Origin of the sequence: Vibrio cortegadensis (assembly GCF_024347395.1) — a bacterium.
Taxonomy (GTDB): Bacteria; Pseudomonadota; Gammaproteobacteria; order Enterobacterales; family Vibrionaceae; genus Vibrio; species Vibrio cortegadensis.
Genome location: NZ_AP025472.1, coordinates 838,798 through 854,639, shown reverse-complemented (window position 1 = coordinate 854,639; position 15,842 = coordinate 838,798). Strand labels below are relative to the sequence as shown.

Below are 15,842 nucleotides of genomic sequence, written 5' to 3'. Positions count from 1 at the left end.
ATGTGCCTTGTTCGTTAATATGGTCTAGTCAATTAAAGCTTAACGTTGCAAGCATGAAGAGTAACTGTTCGCCATCCCTTTGATAAACTCAAAATAAGCACCATCTTTGACCTCGATTTGAGAGCCAACAGGATCAAGAATACCAATCGTCACATTCGTTCCGCGAGTCACTGATTCAATGACAGCAGGCGTAAATTGTGGTTCAGAGAAGACACATTGGATATCATTTTTTCTGAGGGCTTTACGTATTTTAATTAACGTTTTAGCGCCCGGTTTACGGTCTGGACTCACGGTAAAGTGGCCTAAGTTATTAAGCTCAAACTCTTGTTCAAAATAGCCATAAGCGTCATGAAATACATAATAGCCTTCCGCTTTGACCGGAGCCAGTATCGCCGACACGTCCGCTTCTGTTGCTAGCAAACGTTGGCTAAAGTCATTCAGATTCTTTTGATATAAGCTTTGGTTCTTGCTGTCACTTTGAATCAATCTTGCTGTAATCGCTTCTGCTACCTGAAGCGATGGTTTTAAACCAAGCCAAAAATGTGGATCATGACTTCCATGATCGTGGCCAGTATGACTTTCGTGACCTCCCCCAAACTCTCTCAGTGGCAGCCCTTTAATTTCGCTAATGGTCAGTACATTTTTTTGACTGCTGATCACTTTGCTTAAAAACGGTTCAAGTTCAGGACCAAACCAAATAATAAGACCTGCATTATTGATTTTTTTTACATCCGACGGTTTAAGCGCATAGTCATGAGGAGATGCATTGGAACTTAAAATAACATCTGGCTCTACGGCTCCCTTTGTCAGCTCATGGGTGATCATTTGTATCGGTTTAATACTGGTTAGAATTGTCGATGCCCATGCTGCTGAAGGTAAACACAAAGCAACGAGAACAAGATAAGTAAATCGGAACATAAAGCCTCAAATGGAAACAGTAGCGTGGGTAAGTCATAAATGTTACATTATAACATTAGTTAATTGCAAATGAGTTCTATTCATGTCGACGTTAGTCAAACTGAACAACGTAAGTGTCGATTTTGGTGAGAAGCGCGTGCTAGATAGCATCAACCTTACTCTCGAAAAGGGTAAAATCACCACACTTATTGGCCCTAATGGTGCTGGTAAATCTACCTTAGTCAAAGTTATTTTAGGTTTACATAACCAATACGATGGCTCTATCAACAGACTAAAATCACTCAAAATTGGCTATGTTCCCCAGAAACTAAAACTGAACGACTCGCTACCGCTCGATGTAAAACGTTTTCTTAAGATGTCAGGCAAGTTTTCAGCCCAAGAGTTGACTGAAGCACTACGTTTAGTTGGTGGTGAACACTTAATGCACAACAACATGCATCAGCTCTCTGGCGGTGAAAACCAACGTGTTTTAATTGCCCGTTCATTACTAAGAAGACCCGATTTATTGGTGCTCGACGAGCCAGCTCAAGGCGTTGATATTCAGGGGCAAATTGATCTCTATAATCTGATCGACGCGATCAGGCATCGCTTTGGATGTAGTGTCTTTATGGTCTCCCATGATCTACACCTTGTGATGGCAAAAACGGACAATGTCATCTGTCTTCATCATCATATCTGTTGTTCAGGTGCGCCCGCTGATATTACACAGCACCCTTCATATATCGCATTATTTGGTTCAGCGACTAAGGAGTCGTTGGCTTTTTATCATCACCAACATGATCACCACCACCATGATCTTTCAGGTCAGGCGGTAAAAGGTGACGCCGATTCTTGTTCTCACCACAGCCACGGACATCGTCATGATTGAGTTTCTACTTCCTTCTATCTTTGCAGGACTTGGTATTGCAGTGATTGCGGGACCATTAGGTTCATTTGTCGTGTGGCGAAAAATGGCCTACTTCGGTGATACTCTTGCACACGCTTCACTTATGGGGCTTGCGTTAGGTTTTTTATTAGACATTAATTTGTATTTAGCACTATTAGTTTGCTGCTTAGGTTTAGCGGTTTTACTCGTCACATTACAAAAACAGAAACTTGTCGCGACCGATACTCTACTCGGCATTCTCGCACATAGCTCTTTATCACTGGGTTTAGTTGCAGTCAGCTTTTTAGACAATGTTCGAGTTGATTTAATGAGTTATTTGTTTGGTGATTTACTCGCGGTATCGCCAGCGGATCTTGGTTTCATCTATCTTGGCGTGCTCACGGTTAGCTGCATTTTATTCATCTTCTGGCGTCCACTACTCTCCACAACGGTAAGTGAAGATTTAGCCGCCGTTGAAGGCATTAACATTGATTTGATGCGTTTAATTTTGATGTTATTGGTCGGTGTGGTAATCGCGATTGGAATGAAGTTTGTCGGCGCACTAATCATGACGTCACTACTGATTATTCCAGCAGCAACGGCAAGAAAGTTTGCGAGAACGCCAGAACAGATGGCTGGCATCGCTTCACTCATCGGCGCGGTAGCTGTTTTAGCCGGGTTAAGTTTGTCTTGGCACTTTGATACCCCGGCAGGTCCTTCAGTCGTCATCAGTGCAACAGCAATGTTCATGCTCAGCCAAGTAGTCAAAGTTAAAAACTAGCCATTCTGTTTTTAGTTTTAGATAAACAAAAACCCCGAGCCAAAAAGCTCGGGGTTTATATTATTTATTCATCACAACGGATGAGTAGTCAGGTTTACCAACCAGTAATTTCACGCAATGCTTTACCAATATCAGCAAGGCTTTTCACTGTTTTCACGCCCGCTTCTTCTAATGCTGCAAATTTGTCTTCAGCAGTACCTTTACCACCAGAGATAATTGCACCAGCGTGACCCATACGCTTACCAGGAGGCGCGGTTACACCTGCAATGTAAGAAACAACAGGCTTAGTGACGTTTGCTTTGATATAAGCAGCGGCTTCTTCTTCCGCTGTACCACCGATTTCACCGATCATAACAATCGCTTCAGTTTCAGGGTCTTCTTGGAAAAGCTTAAGAATATCGATGAAGTTAGAGCCCGGGATAGGGTCACCACCAATACCAACACACGTTGATTGGCCAAAGCCTTCATCAGTCGTTTGCTTAACCGCTTCGTAAGTTAATGTACCTGAACGAGATACGATACCAACTTTACCTTTCTTATGAATGTGACCAGGCATAATGCCAATCTTACACTCATCAGGAGTAATGACGCCTGGGCAGTTAGGCCCAATCATCACCACGCCCGCTTCATCTAAACGTACTTTAACGTCCAGCAAGTCAAGCGTAGGAATGCCTTCAGTGATCGTTACAATTAGCTTAATGCCTGCGTCGATCGCTTCAAGAATCGCATCTTTACAGAAAGGAGCCGGTACGTAGATAACTGAAGCCGTAGCGCCCGTTTCTTCAACCGCTTGGCGAACCGTATTAAATACAGGCAAACCTAAATGAGTTTGACCACCTTTACCAGGCGACACACCACCAACCATTTGCGTACCGTATGCGATAGCTTGCTCAGAGTGGAATGTACCTTGGCCGCCAGTAAAACCTTGGCAGATAACTTTTGTATCTTTATTAATTAATACAGACATTATTTGCCCTCCGCTGCAGCAACGACTTTTTCAGCTGCTTCTGTTAGAGACGTTGCAGCGATGATATTTAGACCACTTTCCGCAAGTTTTTGAGAACCTAGAGGTGCATTGTTACCTTCAAGACGAACAACAACTGGCACTTTCACACCAACCTCTTCTACTGCACCGATGATGCCATCAGCGATGAGATCACAACGAACAATACCACCGAAGATATTAACAAGAACGGCTTTAACATTGGTGTCAGATAGGATGATCTTGAATGCTTCTGTTACACGTTCTTTCGTTGCGCCGCCACCGACATCTAGGAAGTTAGCAGGTTGGCCACCGTGTAGGTTTACGATGTCCATCGTACCCATAGCAAGGCCTGCGCCGTTAACCATACAACCAATGCTACCGTCTAGTGCAACATAGTTAAGTTCCCATTGTGCTGCATGTGCTTCGCGCTCATCTTCTTGAGATGGATCGTGCATTTCACGCAGTTTAGGTTGACGGTACATCGCATTTGAATCGATATTGATTTTACCATCAAGACATAGAAGATTACCTTCTGCCGTCACAACCAATGGGTTAATTTCAAGTAGAGCTAAGTCATACTGAGCAAACATATTGCCAAGACCCATAAAGATCTTAACGAATTGTTTGATTTGATCGCCAACTAGGCCAAGTTTAAATGCCAGTTCACGACCTTGATAAGCTTGAGGGCCGACAAGAGGATCAATTGCTGCTTGGTGAATCAACTCTGGAGTCTCTTCTGCAATCTTCTCAATGTCCACACCACCTTCAGTTGATGCCATGAATACGATACGACGAGTCGCACGATCAACAACTGCGCCAAGGTAAAGTTCATTGGCAATATTTGATGCTTCTTCAACCAGAATTTTAGTCACCGGTTGTCCATTTGCATCAGTTTGGAAAGTCACTAGGTTTTTACCAAGCCACTTTTGTGCAAACTCTTTAACACCATCTTTAGTGTCATGCAGTTCTACGCCGCCCGCTTTACCACGACCACCTGCGTGAACTTGACATTTTACGACTTTCTTTTCAGTGCTAATTCGGCCAGCCGCTTCGAAAGCTTCTTGAGGTGTATCACACGCAAAACCTTCTGGTACTGGTAAACCGAATTCTGCAAACAGCTGTTTGGCTTGATATTCATGCAAATTCATTGTGTTATTCCATTTGTTTATCCCTTAAGGGATTTATTATTTCCATTAGACAATCAGCATAATACTGAGTCAGGCGTCTGTAGGGTTACTCTTGAGCGAGTGCCAAGTAATGTCGACTCATTACCCGACTTTTAAAAGGCTAGGTGTTGAGCTGCCTAGCCTGAATTCATTGGGAGCTTAATCATTAAGCCCCCTCTTTTACGTTTGGTTATACTAAACGCTTGTTGTACTAAACGTTGAGTAGTAAGCGAGCAGGATCTTCTAGCAACTCTTTAATTGTTACTAGGAAGCCAACCGACTCACGACCATCAATTAAACGGTGATCGTATGACAATGCCAAATACATCATTGGTAAGATTTCAACTTTACCATCTACCGCCATTGGGCGTTCTTGGATTTTATGCATACCAAGAATTGCTGCTTGTGGTGGGTTGATGATTGGCGTTGACATTAATGAACCGAACACACCACCATTGGTGATAGTGAAGTTTCCGCCCATAATTTCGTCAACGGTCAGTTTGCCGTCTCGACCTTTAATCGCAAGCTCTTTAATGCCTTTTTCAATATCAGCAAAATCGAGTGTATCGCAGTCTTTTAGAACTGGAGTCACAAGACCGCGCGGCGTTGATACCGCCATACTGATGTCGAAGTAGTTGTGATAAACAATGTCATCACCATCAATAGACGCATTCACTTCAGGGTAACGCTTCAATGCTTCAGTTACTGCTTTCACGTAGAAAGACATGAAACCTAGGCGAGTACCATGACGCTCTTCGAATTGGTCTTTGTACTGTTTACGAAGATCCATAATCGGCTTCATGTTCACTTCGTTAAACGTCGTCAACATTGCCGTGCTGTTTTTCGCTTCAAGCAGACGGTTAGCGACTGTTTTACGTAAGCGAGTCATCGGTACACGTTTTTGAGTACGTGCCGCTGCTGGCGCTTCAACTTCAGGTGCAGCAACAACTGGTGCCGATTTTGCTGCGGCTAAGTGCGCATCAATATCTTCGCGAGTGATACGGCCACCAACACCAGTGCCTTTCACTTGACTTGCTTCCAAGCCATGTTCACCAAGTAAACGGCGAACGGCTGGGCTTAGAGCGTCATTAGATTCTTCCGTTAATGTCGCTTTATGGCGCTTATCCGGAGAGGATTCAGTATCTTCAGCAGTGTCCGTTGTCGGTTCACCCGCAACAGCTCCTGGCTTGATTCGAGCGATAAGCTGTTTCGAAAGAACCGTTGCACCTTCTTCTTCGATAATGGCTTCCAGAACACCCGCTTCAGGAGCTGGTACTTCTAGTACAACTTTATCAGTTTCAATATCAACAATAACTTCGTCACGAGCAACCGCTTCACCTGGTTTCTTGTGCCAAGTTGCTACTGTCGCATCTGCAACTGATTCAGGTAAATCTGGAACCAGAATTTCAATTGTCATATCTGTTTCGTCCTTATTCTTCTAGTTCTTAAGCTAGGGTCAAAGCGTCGTCAACTAACGCTTTCTGCTGTTTCAAGTGTACTGACATATAACCAACCGCTGGAGATGCAGAAGCTGCACGTCCCGCGTATTTAAGATCAGCGCCGGCAGGAATTGCGGCTCTGAAGTTATGCTGGCTAGAGTACCAAGCGCCTTGGTTTTGCGGCTCTTCTTGGCACCATACGAAATCCACTACATTGGTATATTGTGCAATTGCCGCTTCCACTTCCTCTTTAGGGAATGGGTAAATCTGCTCGATTCGGACAATCGCTACGTCTTCTTGCTCGTTTTTACGGCGCTGCTCTAACAAGTCGTAATAAACTTTACCAGAACAGAACACAACACGTTTCACACCTGACGCATCTAAATCATCCACTTCTGCAATGGCAGGTTGGAATGTGCCTTCAGCTAGGTCTTCTAAAGAAGAAGTACATAACGGATGGCGCAACAATGATTTAGGAGACATCACGATAAGTGGACGACGCATAGGACGCACAACTTGACGGCGCAACATGTGATAAACCTGAGCAGGTGTTGACGGAACAACCACTTGCATATTCTGTTCAGCACACAGCTGTAAGTAACGCTCTAAACGTGCTGACGAGTGCTCGGGACCTTGACCTTCATAACCATGAGGAAGCAACATCGTTAAGCCACATAGTCGTGCCCACTTCTGCTCACCTGATGAAATAAATTGGTCAATAACCACTTGAGCACCATTGGCGAAATCACCAAATTGAGCTTCCCAAAGGGTTAGTCCACCCGGTTCAGCGGTCGCGTAACCGTATTCAAATGCTAATACCGCTTCTTCAGAAAGAACCGAATCAAACACTTGGAAAGGACCTTGGCTATCGTGGATATTCGCAAGAGGAACGTAAGTACTCGCATCATCTTGGTTATGCAAAACAGAGTGGCGATGGAAGAAAGTACCACGACCAGAATCTTGGCCTGAGATACGAATACGCTTACCATCATCAACTAATGTTGCATATGCTAATGTTTCTGCCATACCCCAATCGAGCTGTTTTTCACCCAGCATCATTGCGGTACGATCGTTATAAAGCTTATTCACGCGGCTTTGCAGTTTATGGCTATCTGGATATTGGCATAATCGATTACCAAGCTCTTTTAAGCGCTCAATATCAATTTTATGATCCCATTCCATATTCCACTCATGGCCTAAATATGGAGACCAATCCACAGAGTGTAATGTCATAGGACGCCACTCTTTAACCACGACTTCACCATGGTCAAGCGCATCTCGATATTCGTTAACTAGCTGCGTTGCCGTTTCAATATCAAATTCACCGCGATCAATCAGCACATCAGCATAAAGCTTACGTGGTGTTGGGTGTTTTTTGATTTTTTGATACATCAGTGGCTGAGTTGCATTCGGCTCATCGGCTTCGTTATGGCCATGACGGCGATAACAAACCAAATCAATCACGACATCACGCTTAAATGTATTACGGTAATCAAGCGCTAATCGTGCAATAAATGCTACCGCTTCTGGGTCATCGGCATTCACGTGGAAAATTGGGGCCTGAACCATCTTCGCGATATCAGTACAATACATAGTAGAGCGTGTATCACGAGGGTTAGATGTAGTGAAACCAACTTGGTTATTCACCACGATACGAACCGTACCACCCACACAGAAACCACGCGCTTGAGACATATTAAACGTCTCTTGTACGACACCTTGACCAGCAATCGCAGAGTCACCATGAATTGTAATTGGTAGAACACGGCTACCATCACAATCGCCTAAACGATCTTGACGAGCACGAACGGAACCAATAACTACAGGGTTTACGATTTCTAAGTGAGAAGGGTTAAACGCAAGAACTAGATGGACATCACCGCCAGGAGCAGCAAAGTCAGCAGAGAAACCTTGGTGATATTTAACATCGCCGGTTCCCCATGTGTCATCGTGCTTTTTACCCGCGAATTCATCAAACAGATCTTGTGGCTTTTTACCCAGCACGTTAACCAGCATGTTTAAACGACCACGGTGGGCCATTCCAACAACCACTTCACGCATACCTTGACCACCAGCATGACGAATGATCTCTTTCGTCATTGGAATCAACGCGTCACCACCTTCTAAAGAGAATCGTTTTGCACCGGGGAATTTAGCGCCAAGATAGCGTTCTAGACCTTCAGCTGCTGTCAGCTCATCTAGAAATGCTCTCTTCTCTTCTTTATTAAATGATGGTTGACCAGAAACAGACTCTAAACGTTGTTGAATCCAACGTTTCTGTTCTGTATTAGTCATATGCATGTATTCTGCACCGATTGAACCACAATAAGTTTGCTTCAACGCTTTATGCAGATCTTTCAATACCATGGTCTCTTGACCAATAGCGAAAGAACCTACGTTGAATGTTTCATTGAGGTCTTCATCAGTGAGTGTATGAAATGATGGATCCAGTTCAGCGACTGCATCTCTTTTCCATAACCCAAGCGGGTCTAGGTTTGCAGCTTGATGCCCACGGAAACGGTAAGCATTGATAAGTTGCAGTACTTTTACTTGTTTTGCATCGACATCGGGATCACTAACTTGGACATTGTAATGCTTTGTTTCTTGCGCGAGTCGACGGAAGTAATCACGGACACGTGAATGCGGTTGTTCAACCACTTCTGATGCTTGCGTAGGCAACTCATCAAATACACGTTTCCACTCCTCACTTACCAGATCAGGATCGCTAAGATACAGTTCGTAGAGTTCTTCTACATAAGTTGCATTGGCGCCAGCCAAGTGTGAAGACTCGAGCCATGCCTTCATCACGCCGTTCTGCATATTTTCCCTTAACCAGTAGTTTCACATTCGCTGCGGTCTATGCCGAGCTATAAACGCTGGCTCAACATGAGCCAGCAATTTTATTGTTTATTAAACCGAACGATTTACCAACATTGACTTGATATGGCCAATTGCTTTCGTCGGATTAAGTCCCTTAGGACAAACACTTACACAGTTCATGATGCCATGGCAACGAAAAACACTAAATGCGTCGTCAAGATTAGATAAACGTTCATCTGTAGCGGTATCACGGCTATCAATTAGCCAACGATACGCCGCAAGAAGACCCGCTGGTCCGATGAATTTATCAGGGTTCCACCAAAACGACGGGCATGAAGTGGTACAACATGCACACATGATACATTCATACAGACCATCTAAATGAGCACGTTCATCTGGACTTTGTAGGTTTTCGCGCGCTGGTGGTACGTTACCATCAGACACCAAGAATGGTTTCACTTTTTCATAGTTGTCATAGAATTGAGTCATATCGACAATCAAGTCACGAACCACAGGAAGACCCGGTAAAGGTCTAATCACGATAGTATCTTGTGTCATCAATGCAGACAACGATGTGATACACGCTAAGCCATTCTTACCGTTCATATTCAAACCATCTGAACCACACACACCTTCACGGCATGAACGACGGAATGAAATACTCGCATCTTGCTCTTTCAGTAAAATAAGCGCATCCAACAACATCATGTCAGAGCCTTCTTCTACTTCTAAAGTATAATCCTTCATGTACGGCTTTTGATCGACGTCCGGATTATATCGGTACAAAGAGAATTTCAATTTCATAATAGTGTCCTCTCCTTAGTACGTACGAGCTTTCGGTGGGAATGCTTCACGGTGAACCGGTTCCATATTCACATTACGCTTAGACATAGACTCTGTCTCAGGGTTGTAAACGGAGTGGCATAGCCAATTTGCATCGTCACGCTCAGGGAAGTCAAAGCGAGCATGAGCGCCACGACTTTCAGTTCGGTAGTTCGCAGCAACGGCAGTTGCAAATGCGGTTTCCATTAAGTTTTCTAACTCTAAACATTCGATACGTTGAGTGTTGAATTCTGTCGACTTATCAGAAAGGTGGGCATTTTTCAGACGTTCACGGATAACTTTAAGCTCTTCCAAGCCTTTCGCCATTGCATCGCCTTCACGGAATACCGAGAAATTATTCTGCATACACTGTTGTAGGTCTTTACGAATTTGAGCTGGGTCTTCGCCATCGGTACTATTTTCCCAACGGTTATAACGCTCAAGAGATTTCTCAATATCCGCTTCAGTCGCAGGTTTAGCTTCCGCTTGTTTATCGAGTGTTTCACCCAAATGAAGACCAGTCGCACGTCCAAATACAACCAAATCAAGCAGTGAGTTGCCACCTAAGCGGTTCGCGCCATGCACCGATACTGATGCAATTTCACCGCATGCGAATAAGCCTTGGATTTCGACATCCGCACCCGATTCGTCTTGCTTAATTGCCTGACCAGAAACTTGAGTCGGAACGCCGCCCATCATGTAGTGACACGTTGGGATAACTGGAATCGGCTCTTTCACTGGATCAACGTGAGCAAACGTACGAGAGAGCTCACAAACACCAGGAAGACGCGACTCAAGCGTATCTTTACCTAAGTGATCCAGTTTCAGCTTAATGTGTGGACCCCAAGGACCATCACAACCGCGTCCTTCACGGATCTCGATCATCATTGAACGAGCAACCACATCACGACCCGCTAAGTCTTTCGCATTCGGAGCATAACGCTCCATGAAACGTTCGCCATCTTTATTCAGAAGGTAACCACCTTCACCACGACAGCCTTCCGTAACAAGAACGCCTGCGCCAGCAATACCCGTTGGGTGGAACTGCCACATTTCGATGTCTTGCATTGGTACGCCTGCACGAATCGCCATACCAACACCATCGCCCGTATTGATATGGGCGTTAGTTGTTGAAGCGTAAATACGGCCAGCACCACCAGTCGCTAGGATCGTTGCTTTAGATTTAAAGTAACAAACTTCGCCAGTTTCCATGCATAACGCCGTTGTTCCAAGAATGGCACCATCTTCATTTTTAACAAGATCAAGTGCATACCACTCAGAAAACACTGTCGTTTTATGCTTAATGTTTTGCTGGTAAAGCGTATGAAGCAATGCGTGACCCGTACGGTCTGCCGCTGCTGCAGTACGAGCGGCTTGCTCGCCACCAAAATTCTTAGATTGGCCACCAAACGGACGTTGGTAAATAGTGCCATTATCAAAGCGAGAGAATGGAAGCCCCATTTTCTCTAGTTCAATAACGGACTCAGGACCATTTTTACACATGTACTCAATCGCATCTTGGTCTCCAATATAATCAGAGCCCTTTACCGTATCGTACATATGTTGTTCCCAGTGATCTTCATGCGCATTACCAAGAGCAACGGTAATACCGCCTTGTGCAGATACAGTATGAGAACGAGTAGGAAAAACTTTTGAAAGCAATGCACAAGATAGGCCTTGCTCTGAAATTTGTAGCGCGGCACGCATGCCAGCACCACCAGCGCCAATTACTACGGCATCAAACTCACGAACAGGAATAGTCACTTACGCACCCCACAAAATAAATAGGCCAGAGAAAAAGTATCCAAGCAATACGGCAACAATACCAAGCTGTAAACCGCCACGCAGTTTTGTGCACTTGATATAATCCGTAAGAACCTGCCATAGACCGATCCATGCATGAATCAGTACAGACAGAAGCGCAAGCATGGTGAAGACTTTAGTAAAAGTACCGCCAAAGAATTGCGTCCAAGATACGTAAGAGATATCACCCGAGAAAGCACAGAAGCTCACTAGGTAAATAGTGTAAAGCGTCATAATAATTGCAGATGCACGAATTAATAGGAAATCATGCACGCCATTACGGCCAAACGATGAAACGTTGCTTACCATACTAAAACCCCCGCAAGTAATGACAATACAGCTGTCGCACCAAAGGCTACCTTCGCACTCATTGCGCCAGATTCGAGCTCTTCAAAATGTCCAAGATCCATAAGAAGATGACGAATACCACCAGCAATGTGATAAGCCAAAGCAGTTAGGATGCCCCAAAGAATAAATTTCACGAAAAAGCCATCGACAATGTCGCTTGCTTCCATGAAACCAACAGGGGAAGAGAGGGAAATAGATAGCAACCAAAGCAGGATACCAATCGCCACAAACATAATCACACCAGAAACACGGTGCAAGATTGATGCAATTGCAGTAATTGGGAATTGGATGGTCTGTAAATCTAAATTAACAGGTCTTGATTTTCTTTCTTTCACAGGCTTGCTCACTCAGCTCCATTGAGCATTTATAGTTATATACAAATTTTGGTGGCAAACCCACAAAAGTTAACATTTACTTAACATCAATCCGCCTTTAACGCCGAGTTAAATGTAACAAAAATGTTAACAACAAGACTAAAAATCCAACCTCACAATTCATTTCAGCCTTGAATTTATAAGGATTTCACCAAAATTTTCAGCATCACTATACGACTGGCAACATCTTAATACAATTGATGTAACAAATTATGCTACGTAGAACAGATTTTTAACGATTTTAATATGAAAAATCATAACAAGTGCACACAAAAAAATAGAAAAATTGACTTTAGGACCTAAGAGCAGTAAAAAATTGTCACATAAACATCCTGGACGGATTAAATAATAAACAAAGGAGATTGTTATGGCGGATAAGAAAGCTACCCTTCACGTTGAAGGTAAAGCGCCAATTGAATTGCCAATCATGGAGGGTGCATTAGGTACTCCCGTTATTGACGTTCGTACTCTAGGTTCAAATGGTTTCTTTACTTTTGACCCTGGTTTTCTTGCCACTGCGTCTTGTGAATCATCAATCACATTCATCGATGGTGATAAAGGCATTCTTTTACACCGCGGCTACCCGATTGATCAATTAGCCAATAATTCAGACTATCTAGAAGTTTGTTATATTCTACTTTATGGCGAAGCCCCTACTCGTGAACAATATGATGAATTTAAACGTATTGTTACACGTCACACCATGGTTCATGAGCAAATTGCTAGTTTCTTCCACGGCTTCCGTCGTGATGCTCACCCAATGGCAGTAATGTGTGGTGTGGTTGGAGCACTTGCGGCTTTCTATCACGATTCACTTGATATCAACAATGATACACACCGAGAAATAGCGGCATACCGTCTTATTTCTAAAATGCCAACACTGGCAGCAATGTGTTACAAATATTCAATAGGTCAACCGTTTATCTACCCACGCAATGACCTAGGCTATGCGGAAAACTTCTTACACATGATGTTTGCTAATCCATGTGAAGACTACGATGTAAATCCAATTGTCGCTCGTGCGATGGACAAAATTTTCACTCTGCATGCCGACCACGAACAAAATGCCTCAACGTCTACCGTTCGTTTAGCAGGTTCATCTGGTGCTAACCCATTTGCTTGTATCGCGGCAGGTATTGCTTCTCTATGGGGACCAGCTCACGGTGGTGCTAACGAAGCATGCCTACGTATGCTAGAAGAGATTGGTTCAGTTGATAACATCGAAGAGTATGTTGCACGAGCAAAAGACAAAGATGACCCATTCCGCTTAATGGGCTTTGGTCACCGTGTCTACAAAAACTATGATCCACGCGCAACAGTAATGCGCGAAGCTTGTCATGAAGTATTGAAAGAATTAGATATTAAAGATCCACTACTTGATGTGGCAATGGAACTTGAACGTATTGCTCTATCTGATGAGTACTTTGTTTCGAAGAAACTTTACCCGAATGTCGATTTCTACTCAGGTATCATTCTGAAAGCGATTGGTATCCCAGTATCAATGTTCACTGTAATCTTTGCTCTGTCTCGTACAGTGGGTTGGATTGCACACTGGAATGAAATGCATGCCGACCCAACTAACCGTATTGGTCGTCCTCGCCAGCTTTATACTGGTGAAGAGCAACGTGATTTCAAACCATTGCATGAACGTGAATAGCTTTTCTAAGTTCTAAGTTCTAAGTTCTAAGTTCTAAGTTCTAAGTTCTAAGTTCTAAGTTCTAACAAAGCATAAAGGCTTGATCAATTGATCAAGCCTTTTCATTTTTGTTTGTATGTGTAGCTGCTGAAATGACTTTAAACTGGATTATTGATATCAATAAATGTCACATCAAGATCGTGTTCTGCCGCTAACCACTCACCCAATGCTTTAATACCATAACGCTCCGTTGCATGATGACCAGCAGAGAAGTAATGAATATCTTGTTCACGGGCAGTGTAAGTCGTGCGTTCAGACACTTCACCGGACATAAAAGCATCTAACCCATGCTGTGCAGCCAACTCGATATAATCTTGCCCGCCACCACTACACCAACCAATAGTCTCAATCAGCTTATCTTGATTTTCTGGTGCAATATGAAGAGGGGTACGATCAAGAACTTGGTCCATTTTTTCCGCTAATTCACTGCCTGTCATGGCTTGCTTAAAACGGCCAAACATCGCCACAGACTGCGGGTGACCTTCTAGTCCACCTTCCACATCAATATCAAGTAAACGAGCCAACTCCGCATTGTTACCGAGCTCTGGGTGGATATCTAGCGGCAGGTGATAAGCATAAAGATTAATATCGCTTTTGATGAGGGTGCGAATTCGCTTGCCTTTCATCCCACGAATAGGTTCCGCTTCACCTTTCCAAAAATAGCCGTGATGGACGATCAGCGCATCAGCATTTATCTCGACCGCTTTGTCGATGAGAGCTTGCGAAGCCGTAACACCCGTAACCACTCGTTTGATCTCTGTTGCACCTTCAACCTGCATTCCATTAGGGCTGTAATCTTTAATAAGCTGAGGTGACAATTTTTCGTTTAAAATCTTTTCCAGCTGAATATTGTTCATTGCTTTGTCCATGTTTCTATTTATCGTAAGATTTTATACTCAAGTTACTCTACTATCCACGCTACAATGTTCAAAGGTCGCTATCTTCTAAGGAAAGAGATGAATTCATTACAGCGTTTTTACCAATGGATAATCAACACCCCTGCTCTTTTTCAGTTACAAGCACCGTTTGAAGATTTTTCCAAACTATCGATTCCGCCTTTGGCTGACGATAAGCATTATTGCGGAAATCCTCGGCTCGGTTTTCTCTATCAATATCTCTGCACTCACGCTCTACAGCAATCACAACATTACGACCTTTCTTTAGAAGAGGTACAGATCAACGCACCTAGCGGACAAACACTTGGGGCGATCGATTTGATATTGGAAACTCCACACCAAGAGTATGAGCATTGGGAGATCGCGATTAAATTCTACCTTTTGCACCAAGGCACTTGGTTTGGCCCTAATGCCCATGATCAACTGGATAAAAAGCTATCCCGAATGTTGAATCACCAGCTGAAAATGAGCCAATCTGATCCTTTTATCCAGCAATACCCCCAATATGAGAACCGATCTGAACATCTTCTAATGCAAGGTCGGCTTTATGTAAATCCATTTGATCACGAACCGATTCCAGGACATTGCCTTGGTTACACACTCAACACGAGCCAAATATCAGGATTTTGGTGCTACCAGCATCAATGGGATCGTATTGGTCAACCGCTTTATCACCTACCAAAAGAGTGTTGGGCTGCTGGAATTGATGTGTTTGGTCTGCCGGTTGAACGGCCAGAAGATCGCTTTATTCATGGACAGACTAAAGAGGGAGAATTTTGGTTTGTTGTACCAGACGACTGGCCAAACAATGTGTAAATGGCACGACTATCTTACAAAAAGCCACAATGAATCACTCAATGATGCTCGAGAAGTTAACCGCTTCTGAATAGAAGAACCCAGTGAGTACTGGGTTCCTAGATAGACTAAAG

14 protein-coding genes are annotated in these 15,842 nt (G+C 43.7%); 4 read left to right on the top strand and 10 right to left on the bottom strand.

Going from position 1 to position 15,842, the window contains the following annotated elements; genetic code table 11:
* Positions 1-39 precede the first annotated feature (39 nt).
* Complete coding sequence (locus tag OCV39_RS04020) at positions 40-918, bottom strand: zinc ABC transporter substrate-binding protein (protein ID WP_261889057.1); 879 nt, start codon at positions 916-918, stop codon at positions 40-42.
* Positions 919-1,000: 82 nt separating this feature from the next.
* Here OCV39_RS04020 and znuC point away from each other — a divergent pair, with 82 nt between their 5' ends.
* Both znuC and znuB read left to right on the top strand, forming a co-directional pair.
* Entirely contained in the window at positions 1,001-1,786 is a 786-nt protein-coding gene (znuC, locus tag OCV39_RS04015; protein WP_017051340.1) for a zinc ABC transporter ATP-binding protein ZnuC, read from the top strand.
* Positions 1,779-2,564, top strand: coding sequence for a zinc ABC transporter permease subunit ZnuB (gene znuB / locus OCV39_RS04010; protein WP_261889054.1), 786 nt, complete (start codon positions 1,779-1,781; stop codon positions 2,562-2,564). The genes znuC and znuB overlap by 8 nt, the downstream gene beginning before the upstream one ends.
* Positions 2,565-2,658: 94 nt before the next feature.
* Here the strand turns inward: znuB and sucD are convergent, their stop codons facing one another.
* The 8 genes from sucD to sdhC form a co-directional block, all read right to left on the bottom strand.
* Positions 2,659-3,531, bottom strand: a complete 873-nt coding sequence (sucD, locus tag OCV39_RS04005; protein ID WP_017051342.1) for a succinate--CoA ligase subunit alpha — start codon at positions 3,529-3,531, stop codon at positions 2,659-2,661.
* A complete protein-coding gene (sucC, locus tag OCV39_RS04000) occupies positions 3,531-4,697 on the bottom strand; it encodes an ADP-forming succinate--CoA ligase subunit beta (RefSeq protein ID WP_113795843.1) in 1,167 nt (388 codons plus the stop codon). The genes sucD and sucC overlap by 1 nt, the downstream gene beginning before the upstream one ends.
* Positions 4,698-4,926: 229 nt before the next feature.
* On the bottom strand, positions 4,927-6,132 hold the full coding sequence (gene odhB, locus OCV39_RS03995) for a 2-oxoglutarate dehydrogenase complex dihydrolipoyllysine-residue succinyltransferase (RefSeq protein WP_017051344.1): 1,206 nt from the start codon (positions 6,130-6,132) through the stop codon (positions 4,927-4,929).
* 28 nt (positions 6,133-6,160) lie between these two features.
* The gene (sucA, locus tag OCV39_RS03990; RefSeq protein ID WP_261889052.1) at positions 6,161-8,974 is read right to left on the bottom strand and encodes a 2-oxoglutarate dehydrogenase E1 component; all 2,814 of its coding nucleotides are present in this window, start codon (positions 8,972-8,974) and stop codon (positions 6,161-6,163) included.
* A gap of 90 nt (positions 8,975-9,064) precedes the next feature.
* On the bottom strand, positions 9,065-9,778 hold the full coding sequence (locus tag OCV39_RS03985; protein ID WP_017051346.1) for a succinate dehydrogenase iron-sulfur subunit: 714 nt from the start codon (positions 9,776-9,778) through the stop codon (positions 9,065-9,067).
* A gap of 15 nt (positions 9,779-9,793) precedes the next feature.
* Positions 9,794-11,560 carry a succinate dehydrogenase flavoprotein subunit gene (sdhA, locus tag OCV39_RS03980; protein WP_017051347.1) on the bottom strand — a complete coding sequence of 589 codons (1,767 nt, stop codon included), beginning with the start codon at positions 11,558-11,560 and terminating at the stop codon, positions 9,794-9,796.
* Positions 11,561-11,908, bottom strand: a complete 348-nt coding sequence (sdhD, locus tag OCV39_RS03975) for a succinate dehydrogenase, hydrophobic membrane anchor protein (protein WP_017051348.1) — start codon at positions 11,906-11,908, stop codon at positions 11,561-11,563.
* Entirely contained in the window at positions 11,902-12,294 is a 393-nt protein-coding gene (gene sdhC, locus OCV39_RS03970; protein WP_017051349.1) for a succinate dehydrogenase cytochrome b556 subunit, read from the bottom strand. Before sdhC ends, sdhD begins: the two co-directional genes overlap by 7 nt.
* Before the next feature lie 394 nt (positions 12,295-12,688).
* Between sdhC and OCV39_RS03965 the strand changes: the two genes are divergently transcribed.
* Positions 12,689-13,978, top strand: coding sequence for a citrate synthase (locus OCV39_RS03965; protein ID WP_017051350.1), 1,290 nt, complete (start codon positions 12,689-12,691; stop codon positions 13,976-13,978).
* Between the two features lie 137 nt (positions 13,979-14,115).
* On the opposite strand, the gene OCV39_RS03960 is transcribed toward OCV39_RS03965, so the two are convergent.
* A complete protein-coding gene (locus OCV39_RS03960) occupies positions 14,116-14,874 on the bottom strand; it encodes a Nif3-like dinuclear metal center hexameric protein (RefSeq protein WP_261889049.1) in 759 nt (252 codons plus the stop codon).
* Positions 14,875-14,973: 99 nt separating this feature from the next.
* Here OCV39_RS03960 and OCV39_RS03955 point away from each other — a divergent pair, with 99 nt between their 5' ends.
* On the top strand, positions 14,974-15,729 hold the full coding sequence (locus OCV39_RS03955; protein ID WP_017053252.1) for a DUF1853 family protein: 756 nt from the start codon (positions 14,974-14,976) through the stop codon (positions 15,727-15,729).
* The last annotated feature ends 113 nt before the right edge of the window (positions 15,730-15,842 follow it).